This window comes from Streptomyces sp. P1-3, assembly GCF_050613155.1.
Classification (GTDB): Bacteria; Actinomycetota; Actinomycetes; order Streptomycetales; family Streptomycetaceae; genus Streptomyces.
The window spans coordinates 6,993,951-7,012,587 of the sequence record NZ_CP192512.1 but is presented as its reverse complement, the minus strand read 5'-3'; the positions used below and the strand labels follow the sequence as shown (position 1 = coordinate 7,012,587).

The 18,637-nt window shown below is 72.8% G+C and carries 17 protein-coding genes; 10 read left to right on the top strand and 7 right to left on the bottom strand.

What is annotated here, in order from left to right; all coding sequences use genetic code 11:
* Window positions 1-180 precede the first annotated feature (180 nt).
* Window positions 181-741, top strand: a complete 561-nt coding sequence (locus ACQUSR_RS29930; protein WP_431045877.1) for a hypothetical protein — start codon at window positions 181-183, stop codon at window positions 739-741.
* On the opposite strand, the gene ACQUSR_RS29925 is transcribed toward ACQUSR_RS29930, so the two are convergent.
* From ACQUSR_RS29925 to ACQUSR_RS29915, 3 genes are all read right to left on the bottom strand, one after another.
* The gene (locus ACQUSR_RS29925; protein ID WP_431045875.1) at window positions 689-2,029 is read right to left on the bottom strand and encodes a PP2C family protein-serine/threonine phosphatase; all 1,341 of its coding nucleotides are present in this window, start codon (window positions 2,027-2,029) and stop codon (window positions 689-691) included. The two genes, ACQUSR_RS29930 and ACQUSR_RS29925, sit on opposite strands and share 53 nt — an antisense overlap.
* A 104-nt stretch (window positions 2,030-2,133) precedes the next feature.
* The gene (locus ACQUSR_RS29920) at window positions 2,134-2,892 is read right to left on the bottom strand and encodes an IclR family transcriptional regulator (protein WP_431045873.1); all 759 of its coding nucleotides are present in this window, start codon (window positions 2,890-2,892) and stop codon (window positions 2,134-2,136) included.
* A gap of 20 nt (window positions 2,893-2,912) precedes the next feature.
* Window positions 2,913-3,878 (bottom strand): CPBP family glutamic-type intramembrane protease, encoded by a 966-nt coding sequence (locus ACQUSR_RS29915; RefSeq protein WP_431045871.1) that lies wholly within the window; start codon window positions 3,876-3,878, stop codon window positions 2,913-2,915.
* A gap of 295 nt (window positions 3,879-4,173) precedes the next feature.
* Here ACQUSR_RS29915 and ACQUSR_RS29910 point away from each other — a divergent pair, with 295 nt between their 5' ends.
* Together ACQUSR_RS29910 and ACQUSR_RS29905 are read left to right on the top strand one after the other, a co-directional pair.
* Window positions 4,174-4,797 (top strand): TetR-like C-terminal domain-containing protein, encoded by a 624-nt coding sequence (locus ACQUSR_RS29910; protein ID WP_431045869.1) that lies wholly within the window; start codon window positions 4,174-4,176, stop codon window positions 4,795-4,797.
* A 354-nt stretch (window positions 4,798-5,151) separates the two neighbouring features.
* Window positions 5,152-6,327: a hypothetical protein gene (locus ACQUSR_RS29905; RefSeq protein WP_431045867.1), complete on the top strand. Its 1,176-nt coding sequence runs from the start codon at window positions 5,152-5,154 to the stop codon at window positions 6,325-6,327.
* Window positions 6,328-6,370: 43 nt separating this feature from the next.
* Here ACQUSR_RS29905 and ACQUSR_RS29900 read toward each other — a convergent pair whose 3' ends face one another.
* A complete protein-coding gene (locus ACQUSR_RS29900) occupies window positions 6,371-8,047 on the bottom strand; it encodes a serine hydrolase domain-containing protein (protein ID WP_431045865.1) in 1,677 nt (558 codons plus the stop codon).
* Between the two features lie 97 nt (window positions 8,048-8,144).
* Here ACQUSR_RS29900 and ACQUSR_RS29895 point away from each other — a divergent pair, with 97 nt between their 5' ends.
* From ACQUSR_RS29895 to ACQUSR_RS29885, 3 genes are all read left to right on the top strand, one after another.
* The gene (locus ACQUSR_RS29895) at window positions 8,145-8,783 is read left to right on the top strand and encodes a TetR/AcrR family transcriptional regulator (RefSeq protein WP_431045863.1); all 639 of its coding nucleotides are present in this window, start codon (window positions 8,145-8,147) and stop codon (window positions 8,781-8,783) included.
* 86 nt (window positions 8,784-8,869) lie between these two features.
* On the top strand, window positions 8,870-9,343 hold the full coding sequence (locus ACQUSR_RS29890) for a GNAT family N-acetyltransferase (RefSeq protein WP_431045861.1): 474 nt from the start codon (window positions 8,870-8,872) through the stop codon (window positions 9,341-9,343).
* Between the two features lie 357 nt (window positions 9,344-9,700).
* A complete protein-coding gene (locus ACQUSR_RS29885) occupies window positions 9,701-11,317 on the top strand; it encodes an amino acid adenylation domain-containing protein (RefSeq protein ID WP_431045859.1) in 1,617 nt (538 codons plus the stop codon).
* A gap of 49 nt (window positions 11,318-11,366) precedes the next feature.
* Here the strand turns inward: ACQUSR_RS29885 and ACQUSR_RS29880 are convergent, their stop codons facing one another.
* The 3 genes from ACQUSR_RS29880 to ACQUSR_RS29870 form a co-directional block, all read right to left on the bottom strand.
* A complete protein-coding gene (locus ACQUSR_RS29880) occupies window positions 11,367-11,957 on the bottom strand; it encodes an LPXTG cell wall anchor domain-containing protein (protein ID WP_431045857.1) in 591 nt (196 codons plus the stop codon).
* A gap of 168 nt (window positions 11,958-12,125) precedes the next feature.
* A complete protein-coding gene (locus ACQUSR_RS29875) occupies window positions 12,126-14,171 on the bottom strand; it encodes an RICIN domain-containing protein (RefSeq protein ID WP_431045855.1) in 2,046 nt (681 codons plus the stop codon).
* Window positions 14,172-14,326: 155 nt separating this feature from the next.
* The gene (locus tag ACQUSR_RS29870; protein WP_431045853.1) at window positions 14,327-16,039 is read right to left on the bottom strand and encodes a sigma-70 family RNA polymerase sigma factor; all 1,713 of its coding nucleotides are present in this window, start codon (window positions 16,037-16,039) and stop codon (window positions 14,327-14,329) included.
* Between the two features lie 466 nt (window positions 16,040-16,505).
* Here ACQUSR_RS29870 and ACQUSR_RS29865 point away from each other — a divergent pair, with 466 nt between their 5' ends.
* From ACQUSR_RS29865 to ACQUSR_RS29850, 4 genes are all read left to right on the top strand, one after another.
* The gene (locus tag ACQUSR_RS29865) at window positions 16,506-16,892 is read left to right on the top strand and encodes a hypothetical protein (RefSeq protein ID WP_431045851.1); all 387 of its coding nucleotides are present in this window, start codon (window positions 16,506-16,508) and stop codon (window positions 16,890-16,892) included.
* On the top strand, window positions 16,889-17,653 hold the full coding sequence (locus ACQUSR_RS29860; protein WP_431045850.1) for a transcriptional regulator: 765 nt from the start codon (window positions 16,889-16,891) through the stop codon (window positions 17,651-17,653). Before ACQUSR_RS29865 ends, ACQUSR_RS29860 begins: the two co-directional genes overlap by 4 nt.
* Window positions 17,654-17,690: 37 nt before the next feature.
* Window positions 17,691-18,140: a roadblock/LC7 domain-containing protein gene (locus ACQUSR_RS29855; RefSeq protein ID WP_431045848.1), complete on the top strand. Its 450-nt coding sequence runs from the start codon at window positions 17,691-17,693 to the stop codon at window positions 18,138-18,140.
* A gap of 98 nt (window positions 18,141-18,238) precedes the next feature.
* A complete protein-coding gene (locus ACQUSR_RS29850; protein ID WP_431045846.1) occupies window positions 18,239-18,610 on the top strand; it encodes a hypothetical protein in 372 nt (123 codons plus the stop codon).
* The last annotated feature ends 27 nt before the right edge of the window (window positions 18,611-18,637 follow it).

Genomic DNA, 18,637 nt, shown 5'->3' with positions numbered 1-18,637 from the left:
ACACCCGCGCCCGGGGTGCGCACCCCGGGCCGCGTGCGCCCGGCCGAGCGGGGCCCACATGCGACTCAGGGTGCATGCCGGCGTACGACTGGGGTGTGACGGGCATCGTGCTTCGGCGCGATGCGGGGGCGGCCTGACGGGCAGTTCAATGACGGGGTCGCTGATCACCAGGGAGTCCCCATGCCGCCCACTGCCACCACCGCCCCCATCTCCTCGCCGTCGGGCCCGACCGCGACCGCGACCGCCGTCCCGCGCTGGGCACGCAGAGCGGCGACGGCGGCGGCGCTGACCAATGTGCCTTCGGGGCTGTGGCGTATCGCCATCGCCGTGGGCATCCCCGTCGGACTGGCCCACTCGGAGTACGAGGCGATGGGTGCGCCCGGGTGGGGTTCGCTGTTCCTGGTGTGCCTGAGCGTGGTGTCCGAAGCGTTCGCGCTGCTCGCGCTCGGCCTCGTCAGACCGTGGGGCGAGGTGTGGCCACGCTGGGTGCCGTGGTTACGCGGGCGGACGATCCCGGTGGCGGCGGCGGTGGTCCCGGCGGCGTTCGGTGTGCTGGCGACGTCGGTCTACGGAGTGGCGTTCGTCTACACCGCCCTCAACAGCGAGTTGGAGGCGGAGCCGTGGGGGGTCGTGCTGCTGAACGTCTGCTACCTGCCCCTGCTGGCTTGGGGTCCGCTGCTCGCCGCCGTCACCGTCCACTACTACCGACGCCGAACCGCGCACCCGGCGGCCGACCGGTGAACCGCACGCGCTCGACGCCTGCTCGGCCCTGCCCGGCATGTGCGTCAGCCGGCGTCGGGCCCTCCGGGGCACAGCGCGCAATGGATTCGCGGACGGCCGGCTTGCGGAGCAGGAGCAGCGCCGCGTCGTCGTGGAGCCGACCGCCCACGTGTGCCAGCAGGTCGCCGTGGAGCGCCGCGAGGGTACGGGACACGTCGTCAGACGCGTGCCGCGCCACCCGCTCCATGAGCGGGTAGAACTGATGGCGGTGGTCGCGGGCCTCGGTGACTCCGTCGGTGTAGAGCAGCAACTGCTCGCCGTCGGCGAAGGGCAGCCTCTGGAGGGTCGGGGTCTCGCCGGTGAGGGCACGCAGCCCGAGAGGCGGGGAGTGCCGGGTCGGCTCGACGGCCACCACCTCGGACCGACGGATCATCAGTGGTGGGGCGTGTCCGCAGTTGACCACCTCCATGTGCCCGTCGTCGGGGTACCCGACGACCACGGCGGTGACGAAGTCGTCGGAAGCCAGGTTGCGTGCCAGACTCCGCTCGATCCTGTCGACGACGTCGAGGAGGCGCGGCTCGTCGTAGGCGGCCTCGCGGAACACGCCGACCACCAGAGCGGCTGTGCCCACCGCGGGCAGCCCCTTGCCGCGTACGTCGCCGACGATCAGCCTGACCCCGTACGGGGTGGGCACCAGTGCGTAGAGGTCTCCACCGATTCGGGCCTCCGCGGCCGCGGCGCTGTAGCGGACGGCCACCTGGAACCGACCGACAGTGGCGGGCACGGGCTTCAGGAGTGCGTGCTGGGCGGCCTCGGCGACCGAGCGGACGGCCGCCAGCACCCGTTCCCGGCGCCGGCGCATCGCGCTGGCCAGACCGCTCGCCAGAGTCACGGCGGCCAGCGCGGACAGCACGATCGCCTGCTCGCTGCCCGGCGCGCCGCCGCTGGCGCCGATCCCGGCGCCCAGTGCCACGGCGAGGAAGCCGACCAGGAGGACTCTCCAGGGGCCGCTGGTCGCGGAGGCCAGCGCGGGGGCGACGGCGAGCAGCGGCAACCAGCTCATCCCGGCCCCGCCGACGAGGGCGAGGGGCGCCACGGCGGAGACGATCAGTACCGGAACGACGGCGGCGAAGTGCCCCGCGGCGCGAGGCCGGGCGGGCGGCGCCGCGCCTGAGGCCGAGGCCGGCTCCGGATGATCCGGGTGATCCGCGTGATCGCCCAGCCGGGACGGTCCCGCGGAGCGGGGCGGCCGGTTCGTGAGCTGCGGCATACGCCAGCGGTCGCGCTGATGGTCTCGGGCCTGACTCATGTCCTCTTTTGCAACTCTCTTCGCCGCTTACGCCGCGTATCCGCCTGAACGTGTGCTTCATCCAGGGAACACGCGCCAGTGCGGGAGCCACAAGGACAGGGATTTCAGATAGTGAGCGAGAGGCTCCTGGTCACGCGGGTCGCCGCCGGTATCAGCCGCGCTTGGACCTGCTCGATACGGGAGCGCTGGTCGGCCCGAAGGGAGACACCGAGCGCGCCGGGCCTGCCCTCGCTGTACACGGGCACCGCGACGCACACCGTGCCGAGGGCGTACTCCTCCAGGTCCAGGACCGCCGGGGCGAGGGGCGGCGAGTCGAGCCGCCGGAGAAGTTCGGAACGCCGGGTGATCGTGCGGGGCGTGAGGTCGGCGAGATGGTGCCGGGAGAGGTAGTCGTTGCGGGCCTCGTCGTCCAGCTCGCGCAGCACGCACTTGCCCAGCGCCGTCGCGTGCCCGGCGTCCTCGAATCCCACCCACAGGTCGACGCGTGGCGCCCGGGGGCCGTCGACGATCTCGGCGACCCGGATCTCCCCCTCCTCGTAGAAGGTCAGGTACGTGGCGACCGACAGCTCGTCCCGCAGGGCGGCCAGCGTGGGGCGGATACGGGTGAGCAGCGCCTGTCCACGGCTTCCGGCGTGCAGCACGTGCAGCTTGTCACCGATGACGTACCCGCCGTCATCCAGCTTTCGGACGTACCCGTCGTGGGCCAGAGTCCGCAGCAGGTGGTAGGCGGTGGCAAGCGACAGCCCCGCCTCGCGTGCCAGCTGCTTCGCGGGCGCACCGCCTTCGTGTGCGCTCACGGCCTCCATCAAGCGGAAGGCTCGCTGCACGGAAGTGATGAGCGTGGGACCCTGCTGAGCACCCATATGGCCAGCTTGCGCCCGATTTACCGCCCAATCAACGCCCTGCGCGCATCGGTGGGGGGAGCAGGTGATGCCGTCGGCGGGCGGGCCTCGTCTCCACGCCGCCGCCCCACCCGTCGGCACACCGCGAATCCGGCAGCGGCGACCAGCAGGTACGCGGGGACGAGCAGGACCGCGTCCGGTGCCGTCTGGTCCGCGGACCAGCCCGCGTCACGCCGGTCGCCCTCCAGCACGATCCGGTTGACCGTCAGAAAGGTCAGATGAGTACCGATGGCGACCCACAGCGGAGCCCGGCCCACCGCCGTCCGGGCCGCGACGAGAGTCAGGCCGAAGACCGTCAGGAGCATCAGGTAGTCGGCCGGGTGCTGCCCCTCCGGCGAGATCCCGATTCGCGCGGGCTCGGCTCCGACCAGGTGCGCGGTCCCGGCCTCCACCACCGTCGAGGCCCCCGGCACCAGCAGGAACACCGCCGTCGTGCCGAGCGCCGCGCCCGTGCCGCCGAACCGCTCGCGCAGCGAGGTCCAGGCGTGGCCGCGCAGCGTCGTCTCCTCCGGCAGCGCCTCGAGCAGGAAGGCGACCGCCCCGTTCGAGACGACGAACCCGGTGAGGGCGACGGGGTCGGGGGTCGACCAGCGCAGCATGCCCGCGGCCGTGCCCGCGCCGAGGACGAGCGCCGCCGCTGCCGCCGTCACGCCCACGCCCGTCAGGAGGGCGCGCAGGCTCGCACCCGCGCTGCCGAACCCGAGCGGCGCCGGCGAGCGGCGGCCCCGGCACGCGGCGACGAAGACGAGCGGAAGGGCCAGGGCGCTGACAAGCACCGCCGGTATCAGCCGGGCCGCCCAACCGGTGGCTCCGGCGGCGTCGGCGACCACCGAGCCCAGCGTTGTACCGACGCCCAGCGCCGTGGCCATGATGAGGCCGCCGATCAGGGCCTGACCCAAGGCCCTGGAGTGAGAGGGCGCGGGCGTGCCACGGTGATGCTCGGTCATGTAACCCCTTCGAGCGCGGGTGGTTCCCTGGCCGCGATGCAGGCCCAGGTGCGCTGACTTCCGCCATCCTCGCCACCCGATCCGCCACAGGCCTCATGACCTCTGATGAAAGATCCGTACATCCTTCGATGTATCGGTGATCAAGGCGGTGCCCCGCCCAATCGCCTTCCGGGGGCCGGACCCGCCGACATCACGCGGGCACAACGTGAAGATCTGGTGTACATGAGCTGGAGAGCGGCCGTAGACTCAGCCAGTCATCCAGCCAGTCACCCAGTCACCACGCGCCACAGGAGCCATGACAGAGCGCCCACCCCATGGCACGGCTCGCCCTGGCGGGCGCACGGCCCGCACTCGGGCGGCCGTGCTGGCCGCGGCCCTCGAGGAACTCGACGCCGACGAGTACGGAGCGCTCACCCTGGACAGGCTCGCCAAGCGCTCCGGGGTCCACGTGTCGACGATCCGGCGGCGCTGGCGCACCGTGGAGGGCGTCGTCGTCGACCTGCTGGCCCAGCACAGCACGGCCATCCCGACCCCCGACAGCGGCGACCTCCTGCGGGACCTGCGCGAACTGGCCCAGGCGATCGCCGATTTCCACGCCACGTTGCGCAACCGCAACCTCATCGAGGGGATCGTCGCGGCCGCCGCCCGCGACGCACGTGTGGCAGAGATCGTCCGTGGCGCGTTCGCCGCCCGCACCGAGCACGTCACGCGGATCGTGCGGCACGCGGTCGAGCGCGGCGAACTCGCTCCGGACACCGACGCCACCGAGGTCATCGCCGCACTGAGCGCACCCTTCTACTACCGGATGCTCGTCATGCGCGGCCCCATCGACGCCCGACTGGTACGGACCAGCGCCGAAGCCGCCTACCAGGCCGCCCGCGCGGGAGCCTTCGGGACCGGGTCGGCTCCGACGCCCTGATGTCCGCCGCGCCGCTGAGGGCACGGTCCGGCCGGACAGAGCCCGGACCGCCATGCCGAGGAAGCGGTGCGTTCAAGCCGAACTCACCATGCGATCGCGGTGATGCGCCGTACGGCCTCGCGGATCACATCGGATCGGCACACACGGTGAGGCGGACACAGCCCTCGCCGCCGGGGCCGAAGTAGCCATGGTGTCCACCGTTGCCCGGCCGACCCGGCTGGCGGGAAACGGCCCCTCCACAAGTGGCGGTGTTGCGCCGGCCGGAGGGTCCGATCACCGTGTTCGGGTGGCTACCAGGGCACGGAAGGGCGTGGGGACGGCACGGAAGGCATAGGACAACAGGAGGTCAGCCGCATGGGAGAGCAAGCATCCGCGTACGCCCTGCCTCCGGTCACCGTGTTCCCCGACGCCACGCGGCCGCACCCCATGCCCTGTCTGGGCGCCGGAGCACGCGCCGAGGCCGGGCGACTGGCCGCCGTGCTCGCCGCCGTCCCGGCGTTCGGCACAGCCGCACTGCGCGCCTCGGGGCTGCGGGCGGCCGCCCGCGCGGCCGCCGGGCTTGTCCGGGCGCTGCCTGCGGCAGACGCCCTCACCGACACGGACGGGCTGCCGGTCAGGTCTCCGGTACAGGGCTACTTCCGGGTGCGTACGGCCGCGCTCACCGCCGGGCAGGCCGCCCACCAAGCCGCTCAGGTGATCCACCGGGGACTCGCGGACCTGTGCGAAGTGCCGCTCTCCGGGAGCGACATCGTCCGGGAGACCGCCGCGATGCGGCAGGTGGTGGTGGACCTCGCGGGAAGCGAGGAGAGTCCGCAGGGCACCGGGGATCGGAGCGGCGAGAGCGGCGAGTCGGCTCCCGCCGCGCCCGGGACGGGGCCTCGGTGGCAGGAGGAGATGTGGCTCTCCCGCTGGATCACCGGCCATCATGTGCACGTCCTGTTCAACGTCTACGCGACGATCACGCTGAGACAGGCCGTCGAGCGGCTACGCGGCGGCGCGGTACGCGAGGCCATCGCGCGGATCGACCGCACCACCGTCTACGTCCAGGGGTTCGCCGCCGCCCGGGCACATGCCGCGGCCCTGCCTTCCGACTTCTACAACACGACCGTTCGCCCCACGATGGTCCCGACCGTGGTGCCGGTGCCCCTCAGCGGAGGCATGCACGTGGAGTACCGCGAGTACCGCGACGCGATCGGCGAACTGGTCGAGGCCCTGCCCGACGCGATCGAGGACCTCGCTCCGCGCGAACCGGACCTCGCCTTCGCCCGGGAGGCTCTCCTGGAGGCCGACCTCATCGAGGCAGAGCGCCACGTATGCCTCGTGGAGCCGGTGGTGGGGGCCGAGCGGTCACTGATCCAGCCACCGGCGACCACGGACAACGCCGTCTCGGTACTGCGCCTCATGCGTCACGTACGAGCGGCCAGGATCGCCTCGCTCGTCCGGTTCGGAGACCACCTCGTCGCCACCGCCGTCCAGCACCGGCGGGAGGGCGGAGACGGCGCGGCCACGCCGGGACGCGCGTTGGAGTAGCCCGTCGGCACGAGGCCGAGGCCATTCCGGTACGTATGGCCGCTCAGCGTGTTGAAGGCGCTTCGAGGCAGCCCCGCCCCAGCACGATGTCGCCTTCGGCCGGTTCCCGCTCGGCAGCGTCGCATGACCCTCCGGTGCCCCGCCGCCGCAGGTCCACCACGGCGAGGACCGCGCGCTCCACCGCGAGCGCCGACGCGAGCACGACAGCGGCCACCACGCCCCACCCCACATCGGGCAGCCACAGCAGCGCCATCGAGATCGTGCCGCCGAGGGCCGAGGGCAGTACCCACCACAGGAGTGCCGCGAGGGTCAGCGCGGCGGTGACCGACGCGATGGCGGTCAGCACGATCCGGCGGCGGGAGCGAGAGCGAACCGCCGCGCGCCGTCCGGGCAGGCAGCGCAGGGCGGGAGCGGCCAGGCACAGGAGAAGCACCGCGGCGAGACCTGCCGTGGCCCACGGCAGGACGATGGCGAACGGGTCGGCCGACGTGGTGCCGGGGGCCACGCCGGACAGCATTCGGGCCGCCCCGAACGCCGCGTCACCGAACTCCTTGGCCCGCAGCAGGTGGTAGGCGTTCTGCAGGACGATCACGGCTCGGCCGCTGTCGGGCAGCATGACGACCATGGCGTGGTGGCCGGGCAGTGCTCCGTCGTGCCAGACCATGCGCTCACCCGTGCCCTTGAGCGTGCCGACCGACCAGCCGAGGCCGTAGCGGTCGACGCTGCTGTCGACGTGCCCGCGCTGGGTGTCGGCCGTACCCTTCGCCGAGAGCACCCGCCGGCCGTCGAGCCGGCCGCCGTCGAGTTCGGCGCGGACGAACCGGGTCAGGTCCCGCAGGGTGCCGCCCACATGGCCGAAGGGGACGCCCGAGGTGTCGTAGGGCGCGTCGAACCGCACAGGGGAGCCGAAGACGAAGCGGTGACCGGGCGCCACCCGCTCACGTTCGAAGTCCCGTTCGGTGGCGACGGCGTGCTCCATGCCGAGCGGGTCGAGGATCCTCTCGTGCAGGTAGGTCCCGAACGGCCGTCCGGAGACCGCCTCGACCAGCGCGCCGAGTACGGCGTATCCGGCGCTGGAGTAGGCGAAGGAGTCGCCGGGCGCGGCGGCCGGAGCGATCCGCGTGAGATCGCGGGCCGCGTCGGCGAGGGCGCCCGGAGCGTTGTCGTAGCGGTCCCCGATCTCGCCGGAGGCGGAGGTGGGAATGCCGCTGGTGTGGGTGAGCAGGTGCCGGACCGTGATGCGGCCGGATGCGTCCGGGTCGGCGAGCCCGAACCAGGGCAGGTACGTCCGCACCGGCGTGTCGAGGTCCACGCGGCCCGCCTCCACCAGTTGCATCACGGCAAGGCCGGTGATCGGCTTGGACACCGAGCCCCAGAGGAAGGGCGTGTCCGGCGTGACGGCCCGGCCCCGGCCGTCCTCGCCGAAGCCCCGCTGGTGCACGACACGACCGTCCTCGATCACGGCGAACGCGGCACCCGGCGTGTCCGTCGCCCCGAGCCTGCCGCGGACGAACGCGTCCAACTCCGGCCAGCGCCCCGTGTCGGCGGCCGTGGCGTGCGACGCCGCACCCGTCGGCGCCGCGGCTCGCGGCCCCGCGCCCTCGGCCGCCGCGGCGGGTGTCGCGAGGCCCGCCACCGCACCTGCCGCGAGCACCGCCCGCGCCAACTTCCCCAGCCCTGCGCGCCATCGGCGCCATGGTGCCCTTGCTAACGCTGCCATGTCCGCAGCCACCCCCCGGTCCGTGCCTCTTCGTTTTTACCATACGAGCATATGGTTAAAGAGTTCCGCAAGCCCCGCCGGCGGATACCCTGACGGCATGCCGAAGGTCGTCGATCATCAAGCCAGGCGCGTCCAGATCGCCGACGCCGTACAGGCGCTGATCACCGAACAGGGCCTCGACCGGGTCACCATGGCGCGCACCGCCGCCACGGCAGGCGTCTCCGTCGGCCACGTACAGCACTACTTCCCGACCAAGGACGAGATGCTGCTGTTCACCCACGAACGCGTCGTGCAGAAGACCCTCGACCGGGTCTCGGCGCTCCGGGACCGCGCCGCTCGCCAGCAGCTGCCGATCCGCGACGTGGTCGCCGAAGGACTGGCCGAGTGGCTCCCGGCGGACCCCCGCCGCCGCTCGGCGCACCGAGTGGCCCTGGCGTTCGTGGGCCGCACCGTCGACAACCCGCGCCTCGCGCGCGCCCACGCCGAGACCGGACGGCTCATCCGCTCGATGCTCGCCACAGCCATCCAGAACGGAAAGGAGTGCGGCGAGGTCCCCCACGACACCGATCCGGCCCTCACCGCCCTGGAACTCCACAGCCTGGCCGAGGGCCTCGCCCTGCAGCTCGGATCCGACCCCGACGCCACCGCCGCCAGCGCCGCCCTCGCCGTCGTCACCGCACGCGTCCAGACCGCCTTCCCCGGCCACTGCCGCCAGTACGAGCGACCTGCCGGCTGAGCCGCTTGTTCGTCAGTTCCCGATCGCGCCGGCAGCTGCGAGAAAAGCGGTTTCGTTCGGACGAACCGGTCTGCGAGAGTGCGGCCATGAATGACTTCGTTGTCCGTCGGGCCGAGCTTGTTGACGCTCCTGCCCTGGCGGCCCTGCGCTGGCAGTTCAAGGTGGAGGACGAAGGCGACGGAGTCCCCCAGGGTGAGAAGGAGTTCGTCGCCGGGTGCGAGGAGTGGCTGCGCACCCGGATGACCGGGCCGTGGCTGGTCTGGCTCGCGGAAGTCGGGGGCCGGCCTTGCGGCCACGTGTTCGTGTGCCTCGTGGAGAAGGTCCCGAGCCCTTGCCCACAATCCGAGACGTTCGGATATGTGACGAACTTCTATGTCACCCCGGAGCAGCGCAACCGTGGCCTGGGCAGGGCCCTCCTCGATGAGGTGACCCGCTATGCGCATGACCACCAGCTGGACACGTTGATCGTGTGGCCGTCGGAGCGAAGCGCTCCGCTGTACCAGCGCTGCGGCTTCGACGGACCGGACGAACTCCTCGAACACCCGGTGACGCCCAGCTGAACCAGCCGTGTCACCCGCAGGTCACCGTTCCACCGCGAACCGACCCGTCTGGCGGTCGCCCCGTCCCGCCGGCCACGACCCGTCACGGATGGCCGGGGCCCGGCTGCTTGGGACCCGCGCACGGATGGCCGGGGCCCGCAGCTTGTGGGACCCGCGCTCAGCGGGCGGCATCCCCTGACCGCACCCGCCAGCAGGCGCCGAGCGCCCGGAGTCGGCAGGGTGGAGGCATGAGCGACTCTCCCCGGCCCCGCGGCGTGGTACCTCCGCCGGCACCCGGCGGCCGCCGCCGCGTTCTCCCCGTCCACCGCCGCCGGCCCCCCACCAGGTCCTGGGCCACCCCGCTGCCACGGAGCTGAGATGGTCACGGCGCTGAACCGCCCCTTGGGCGTCGGACTCCTGCACCACGCGGACACTTCTCCCGACCGCATCGCGCTGACCATCGGCCGGCGCGAGTACACCTACCAGGAGGTCGCGCACACCGCCCGGCGGTGGGCGGCCTCGGTCGTCGAGGCAGCGGGACCCCGGCCGCGGCGGGTCGGTGTCCTGGCCTCTCGCAGTGAGGCCGCGTACCTGGGGGTGGCCGCGGCGCTGTTCGCCGGAGCGGCCTTCGTCCCGCTGAACCGGAATCTCCCCGTACGTCGGACCCGGACCATGCTGGCGCTGTCCGGGGTCGACGCGCTGATCGTCGACGAGGAGTCGCTGCCCCAACTGCCCGACCTGCTGCGGGGCCTGCCGCGGCGGCCGGCCGTGCTGCTGCCCGGCAGCCCGCGCGCCGATGTACCGGACCTCGGCGACGGCCCGGTGCTGGACGCGGCCCATCTCGCGGCCGCCGCGCCGCTGGAGCAGCTGCCCGAGGTCGGCCACGACGACCTGGCGTATCTGCTGTTCACCTCGGGCAGCACCGGTGAGCCCAAGGGCGTCCCCATCACCCACTCCAACGTCCGCTGGTTTCTCGACGCGAATCAGGACCGCTATCGGCTGACAGCCGACGACCGGCTTACGCAGATCGGCGACCAGACCTTCGACCTGTCGGTCTTCGACCTCTTCATGGCCTGGGAGAACGGGGCGCGGGTCTGCGCGATGGACCCCCTGGAGCTGCTGGCGCCCTTCCCGTACCTGGAGCGCAATGGAATCACCGTCTGGTTCTCGGTGCCGTCGGTGGCCGCGGTGCTGCGCAAGCAGGGCGTGCTCACGCCCGGATCGATGCCCACCCTGCGCTGGAGCCTGTTCTGCGGCGAGGCGCTGCCCAGGGCCACCGCCGAGGCCTGGCGGGCCGCCGCTCCCGGATCGACCGTGGAGAACCTGTACGGCCCGACCGAGCTGACCATCGCCTGCACGGCCTACCGCTGGGACCCGGAGACGAGTCCGGAGCAGTGCGTGCACGACAACGTGCCGATCGGGCGGCCGTACCCCGGACTGCATACGCTGATCGTGGACGAGGACCTGGCTCCGGTCACGGACGGGGCCACCGGTGAGCTGTGCGTGGCCGGCCCCCAGACCACGCCCGGCTACTGGCAGGCGCCCGAGCTGACCGCTGAGCGCTTCTTCGAACGCGATGGCAGGACGTACTACCGCACGGGCGACCTGGTACGTACGCACCACGGCCAGTTGGTCTGTATCGGCCGCAACGACCAGCAGGTCAAGATCGACGGCTACCGGATCGAGCTGGGTGAGATCGAAGCGGTGCTGCGCCGGTCCGGAGCGGTGGAGGCGGTGTGCCTGATGTGGCCGGACCCGGGGACGATCACCGCCGTACTGTCCGGTGCGGCGGATCCGACCGCCGTGGCCGAGGCGTCCGCGGACAGCCTGCCGCCGTACATGGTGCCCACGTCGGTGCACGCCGTCGAGACCATGCCGGTGAACGCGAACGGCAAGGTGGACCGCACCGCGCTGCGCCGCTGGCTGGACGGCCGGGCGGCCCGTCCGCAACCTCTGGAGCCGGCGGACGCGGCGACTCCCCCGAGCGGAGCATGACCGCGTCCCCGGCCGAGAGCCGCTGTCGCGGCGCGACGCGGCCCGCTGATCACCGCCCGGCGCGGCGGCGCCGGGCGACCAGGAACGCGGCACCGCCGGCCAGCGCGGCGGCGGCAGCCACCCCGGCCCAGATGGGCGCGGACGACGACGTGTCGGACGAGTGGCCGTCGGCGGACTTGGGCGACGGCTCGGCGGCGGGCCGGTCCGTCGGCGGGTCCGCGGGCGCGCTGGTGGGGGCGCCGGTGGGCTTGGTGCCGGCGGCGGGTACGTCGACGGTGGCCTCGCCGTGGCCCAGATCGGGGAAGCCGCAGTCCACGGTCACCTTCCAGCGGCCGGGTGGCAGCACCTGGCGGGTGGTGTAGGTGGCCTTCGCACCGTCGACGGGGACGAGCTTCCACGGGCCGAGGGAGCGCCCGTTCACATCGACGGCGGACAGCGTCCCCGCGATGGATTCGGTCACCGGGTCGTTGTCGTTCTCCCAGGTCGCGACGGTGCGGATATGGCCGTCGGCGGGCTGCGTGGTGACGATGTCGAAGGCGATGGTGTCGCCGTGCGCGACGGCCGACGGGGCCGGGCCGGCGACGAGCAGCGCGGCGAGGACGGCGACCGGCGCGTGGCGGAGGGAACGGGAGTGTCGCACGGGTGCTCCTGGCAATGGGGGGGGTGAGAGCGGTGGGGGGTGAGAGGGGTGAGGGGTGAGGGTCATGAGGCTGAGGGGGGAGCGGCCGGTGGGCCGGCGGCTGGGGGGTGGGCAGCCGCCGGCCCGGATCAGCCGGCCGTCAGCGGTCGGGAGAGCGCCGCGGGACGGTCAGGAGGCGCGCTGAAGGGTCCACTTCTGGTAGCCCTCGTCGTTCTGCTTCTGCAGTTCGAGCAGCCAGCCGCCGTAGTACCAGCGCTTGCTGACGCCCAGGACGAGCGAGGAGCCCTGCGGCTGGAGCACGTGCGAGCCGTCCCCGGCGCTCTTCAGGCGCCACTTCTGGGACGCGGCGCCGCTGCACGGCTGCTGGGCGACGTACGCGCCCGCGGCGTCGGAGGAGAACTGCAGGCACTTGCCGGACGCCGCCGACGTGACGTTCACGGCGCCGCCGCCGGCGTCCTTGAAGGTCCACTGCTGGTTGGCGTAGCCGTGGCGCTGGTAGGCGATGGCGACCGTGCCGTTCTGCGTGGAGCCGCCCCACATGTCGGCGGCCTGCCCGGTGAGGGAGTTGACCATCACGTACTTCGTGCCCGGCCGGGTGGGCGTGTCGCCGTCGGAGGCGACGAGGGTGCGGAAGGTGCTGGCGGGGCCCGGCTGCGAGGTCTTGCCGCCGGAGTCACGCGTGGCGACGGCGATCTTGTACGAGGTGTCGGGGGTCAGCCGGACGACGCGGATCGCAGTGTCGCTCACGTCGGCGAGCTTGCTGCCGTTCAGGAAAACGGTGTAGCCCGCGGCGGAGGGCACCTTGGTCCAGCTGACCACGGCCGAGTTGGCGGTGATCTGGGTGACCTTGGCGGCGGGGCCGGTGCCCGGGTCGGGGGTGGACGTCGGGGACGGCGTCGGGGTGGGTGTGCTGGTCGGGTTCGGGTCGGGCTCGGTGTCGCCACCGCCGCCGGCTATCAGGAAGCGGTTGTTGGCGATGTTCCAGTGGGTGGCCAGGTAACTGCCGGGCTTGGGCGCGGTGTTGAAGTAGTCGTCGTGGCGGCAGTCGAGCCGCGCGTCAGCTGCGCGGTCGGGGCACACGGTCTTCATCTGCGGGTAGTTCGGCGAATCCGAGTAGCACATGATGTCCCACTCGTCCACGCAGTGGCCGCCGCCGCTGGTGTTCGGGGCGCTGTTGTTGACGGCACCGAGGTTGTGGCCCAGTTCGTGGGCGGGGGTGGAGCCGCCCCAGCAGCCGGCGTCCGTACGTCCGTAGGAGGGGCCGAAGTTGCTGAGGTTCTCCTGCCCGGGGCGCTCGTCGCCGTTGAAGGAGCCGATGCCGCAGTAGACATTGGTGTCCGCGAAGATCATGTACTTGCGGTCGCGGCGGTTGAAGCCCTTGGCGGCCAGCGCGTTGTTGGTCGAGCCGAACTCGTTCAGGGCGCCGGACGAGACCTCGACGTCCAGGACGTTGGCCGTGCAGTCGGAGTCGGTGACGAACCGGATGTGGCGGTTGCCGCCGGTCTCCTTGGCGCTCTCGTTGTAGATGACGTCGGCCTCGGCCGCCCACTTCTTGAACGAGGCCACGTACTGCGCGAATCGGCTGTTTCCGGGGCCGTGCACGTAGAGCGCCTGGACGCGGTTGCCCGAGGAGCCGTCGCCCTCGCAGACCACCTTGGAGCCGGCGTCGGCCTTGGCGCCGGTGGCCGAGCCGGGGGCCGCCGCGCCGGGCCGCTCCGCCTCACCGGTGCGCGCGTCGAGCGCCGGCAGGCCGCCGCGCAGTACGTCGGAGGCCTCCGGGGTGCCGCTCGTGCCGCCCTTCAGCGCCGGGGCCGGGGCGGTCTGCCGCACCGCGGGCGGGGCGTCCTTGCTGATGTCGACGCCCTTGGGCGGGGCGTCCGGGCCGTGCGTGCACAGCTTCGCCTTGGAGCTCGCCTGGGAGACGACGTAGACACCGACGCAGGGGTCGCCCTCGGGGGCGGGCTTGAGCCCCTCGTAGACCATGCCGCGCCGCTCGTTGCTCTCCGGGACCTCGGTGAGCGGCTCCGGCGGCGTCTCGTAGAGCGGTTCCACGCCGGGCGTCGGCCGGTCCGCGGCGCTCGGCTGGTCGGTGTTGGCCGAGCCGATGGTGACCACGCCGACGGCGATTCCGGCGGCGGCCGCCGTCGCGGTGGCTATCAGCGCCAGACGGCGCTTGGCTTTGCCGCGCCGGTGTGTCGAGCGTCTTGTTTCCATGAGGGAATCCCGTCTGTACTCGTGTGGGGATGGGAGTGGAGGGATGGCTTGAGGAGGTGCCGGGCAGGCGCCGGGCACGAAGGGGGCTGGGCAGGGCGCGGCGGCCGGGTGGCTGTGGCGCATACGGGAGATGGCGGGCGGTGCGCGCCGGCTGCTCAGCGGGTGGCGAAGACCTGGGTCCAAAGGGGGCCGCCGGAGTCGTCGGTGATGCCGACTCCGATCTCGGTCACGTCGCAGTTGAGGATGTTCTGCCGGTGTCCGGGACTGTTCATCCAGGAGTCCATGACGGTGTGCGGGGTCTGCTGGCCGGCGGCGATGTTCTCGCCGTAGGTCTGCCACCGGTATCCGGCGGCGGTGATCCGCTCGCCGGGCCCGGTGCCGTCCGGCTCGGTGTGGTCGAAGTAGTGGCGCGCCGCCATGTCGTCCGAGTGCCGCTGGGCGGCGGTGGTCAGCTGGTCGTTGGGGCGGACCGGCGCGCATCCGGCCTTCGCCCGCTCGGCGTTGACCAGGGCCGTCACCTGCTGTACGAGGGGCGCTCGGGGGTCCGCGGGGCGGGTCGCCTGAGGGGTCGGGCTCGGCGTGGGGCGGGCCGGGGGCGTGGCCGGAACGGTCTTCGGGGGGCGCGGGGAGGGTGATGCCGTGCGCGGTGGCTTGGTGACCGGGCGCCGCGTGGGCTTGTCGGAGCGGCTGGTGGGCTCGGCGGTCTCCCGCTGGGCGGTGGACGGGGTCGCGGAGGGCAGCCGGTCGGGGAGCGGCTCGGTGCGCGCGGTCCCGCTCTCCACGCGCTCGCCCTTGTTCCCGGGAAGGTTGAGGACGAAGGCGGCTCCTCCCACGGCCATGACGAGCGCCGCGGCGCCCACGACCTTGCCCCCCGTCCGCGGACGGCGGTGCGCGCGGTGCCGGCCGGTGTGCGGCATGGCGCGGTCGTCGGCGGGGTGGACGGGCGGGGCGTCGTCGGCGGGGGTGGCGGCGATGTGCCCGGGCGCCGCGTCGGCGCCGGGGGTGGCGGCGGGATGCCCGGGCGGCGCGTCGGCGGTCGAGGGCGAGGCGTACCCCACGGGGGCGGCGCCGGGCGCCGCGGCGTCGCTCGCCCGCCACCGCAGGAGGGCTCCGGCGACGGGGACGAGCCCCAGTGCGACGAGCAGTCCCTCGGCCGGGGCCAGCGTGGACCAGTGGTCGGCGCAGCCGGCGCAGCCCCGCGCGTGCCGGGCGATGCGCTTGCGCCACAGCGCCGAGGGGACCCCGTCCCAGAGGCCGATCAGCTGCTCCAGGTCACCGCAGCGGGGCACGGCGCCGAGGGCGCGGACCACGACCCGTGCGGTGTCCAGTTGCTCCTTGGTGCGCTGCATGCGTACGGCGGCGTGCTGCGGGGGGAGTTCGAGGGCGGCGGCGACCTCGGCGCGGGTCAGCTCGCCCGCGGCCTCCAGCCACCACAGGGAGAGCACCTGCCGCTGGTCGTCGTCGAGCCAGCGCGTCGCCTCGGCGACCTCCTTCCGCTGGCCTTCGAGCCCCAGCCGAACGATCGTCATGTCGGCGAAGTCGGGCTCGGGGGCGGCGAGTTCGTGGACCTCGTGCAGACCGCCGATCGGCGCGTCGCGGCGTTCCTGCTGCCAGTGGCCGCGTATCTGGTTCATCGTGATCGACACGAGCCAGGAGCGGAAGCAGGCCGGGTCGCGCAGCCCGTCGAGTCCGTTGAGTGCCCGGATCATCGTCTCCTGCACCACGTCGTCGACGTCCGCGTGTCCCTTCAGGGCACGGCCGACGATGTTGTAGACCAGCGGCAGGTACGTGGCGACGAGCTGATCCTGCGCGCCGGTGTCACCGGTCCGCGCGGCTTCGACGAGCCGCGTCCCAACCTCACTGTTCACGCTCCGCGCCCCTCTTCCTGTGCCCTACCCGGGTGACGTCCGATACCTGGGAGATCTGGGGGCGATCATCAGATAACAAGAATTTGCTGAGGAGAAGCTGTGGAGATGATCTGGATGCCGCGGACGCCGTGGGCGGGACGGCGAACCGAACCCCGTCCCGTCCCGTCAGGGATGAAGAAAGCGCAGCTCAGGGCCAATGTGAGAGACAGCGCTCCGGTTGAGCCCCTCGCTGGGACGCCCAACTGGTGTGACCCATCACACAGTTTGCGGCGCCCACTCACTTCGCTTCCCGTGCGCGACGGAGCACTGACCGCCGCCGCTTGTCCAGAGCCGAGTTCAAGACAGTTCTGAGCATGTTCCGTTGGAACTTGCCAAAACCCTCACCGGGCGGCGAGCACCATGCGTAACGTCATGGTCACTGCAATGCCGTCCGCACCAGCGCGCTGTGCGGGGAGGGGAGTTACGCGTGCCGGGAATCGACGAGTGCCTGCTCGAGGCCATGGCGCTGCCGGGTGCGCGCGGCGCGGCCGTCATCGACTGGGTCAGCGGGCTCGCGCTCGGCACGGTCGGGGCGTGTCCGGGCGGCGATGGCGAGGCCGGCGCCGTGGAGACCGCGGAGTTCGCCCGGATGGCCGCCGAGCACACCGCGTTCGCCCCCGCGGAGGCGGGCAAGGGCCTCCCGGTCCAGGACGTCATCGTCACCACACGCGACGGCTTCCACCTGCTCTGCTTCGTCGAGACCTGCTTCGACAGCAGCGTCTTCCTCCATCTGTGGCTCGACCGGGACACCGGCAATCTCGCTCTCGCCCGGCTGCGGTTGCAGAACCTGGCCGAGCGCCTGGTCCTCGCATGACGAGCCAGGTCTCCACACTGCTCGCCCGGTTGACCACCGAGCGCGCCACGGGCGCGCTGCTGCGGGACACCGGCACCCTCTACCTCGCCGACGGCGCGGTCGTCCACGCCGAGAGCCCCGCCGCACCCGGCCTGGACGCGCTGCTCACCCGGGGCGGGCGGCTGCCCACCGAAGGGTGGCGGGAGGCTGTCGACCGGGCGGGGGCCCGGCGGCGGGTCGCCCGGTATCTGGTGGAGAAGGGCCACATGTCCAGCGGCGAGTTGGAGATATGCCATCTCGGCGCGCTGTTCGACGCCGCCTTCTTCGTCCTGGCCCCGGACAGCGGACCGGCCCGCTTCCGCTCCGGCGCGGCCCACTGGCTCGGCCCCGTACGGCCCGTGCCGGTCCCGGCCGTGGAGCGGGAGGCCCGGCGCCGCAGGGAGCTGCTGGACAGGCTCTGGCCGCGGCCGGAGGTCGACACCGCGCCGGTGGTGGCGGTCCCGGCCGCCGGCGGTCCGGCCACGACGTGCCGTCAGCGGGCCGTACTCGCCGCGGCGGACGGCGTACGGACGGCCACCGGCATCGCCTGGCTGCTGGGGCGCCCGGCCTTCCACACCCTGCTGGACGTACGGCGGCTGGCCGCCGCCGGGCGGGTACGGACTCCGCCCGCGGCCGCCCCGCCCCCCGCTCCCACGCTTCCCGCCTGGGTCGCCGGCATCTCCGCCGACCCGGACGTCGCCCTGTTGCACCGGCTTCGTGATGCTCTGGAGGCTCGTCTGTGATGTCACGGTCCGTCCGCACGGCACCGTCCGCGCTGTCATGAAGCGCGTACTGAGGCAACGCTCCGAAAGGAGGCAGCTATTGGCGGCCGAGCCCGAAGTGCTCGATGAACTGCGGCGCCTGCGGGTGCGCGTCCCGCATCTCACCGCCGCCCTGACGGCCACGGTCGACGGCCTGATCCTCGCCCAGGACACCCCGGCGGCGGGGACGGCGGGCGTGGAGGCGGAAGGGGTGGCCGCCATGACCGCGGCGGCACTCGGCGTCGCCCTCCGGCTGACGGACGCCACCGGCCAGGGGGAGTTCCGGGAGCTGCTGATCCGGGGCGAGCAGGGCTACGTCGCCACGTATGCGGCGGGGACGGCGGCCGTCGTCACCGTACTGGCCGGACCGCGGATCAACATCGGCCGTCTGCACCTGGAAGCCCGCCGCGCCAGTGCCCGCATCGGCGAACTGGTCGACGCCGCGCTGGCACGCCGGGAGCCCGCCTGACCCCACGCCCGCGCTCCCCGGGGCCCCCGCGCCCCGCCCCACCCGCACCATCCGCACCACCCCGCAGAGCCCAACCCCGAAAGGACACCCCACTGATCATGGCCAACACGGAGACCGCGCTGAAGGAAGCGATGACCATCGAGGGCGCGCTGGGCGTAGCCCTCGTGGACTACACGAGCGGAATGGCCCTCGGCACGCTCGGAGGCGGCCATGAGCTCGACCTGACCGTGGCCGCGGCCGCGAACACCGACGTGGTGCGCGCCAAGGTGCGGGCCATGGAACTGCTCGGCCTGAACGACGAGATCGAGGACATCCTGATCACCCTCGGCAGCCAGTACCACCTGATCCGGCTGCTGAAGGGCCGCAACAACGGCGGGCTCTTCCTGTATCTGGCCCTGGACAAGGCGCGGGCGAACCTGGCGATGGCCCGGCACCAGCTGAAGCGGATCGAGGCCGAGCTGGAGGTCTGATCGCCCACCGACCTGCGAGGCGCCCGG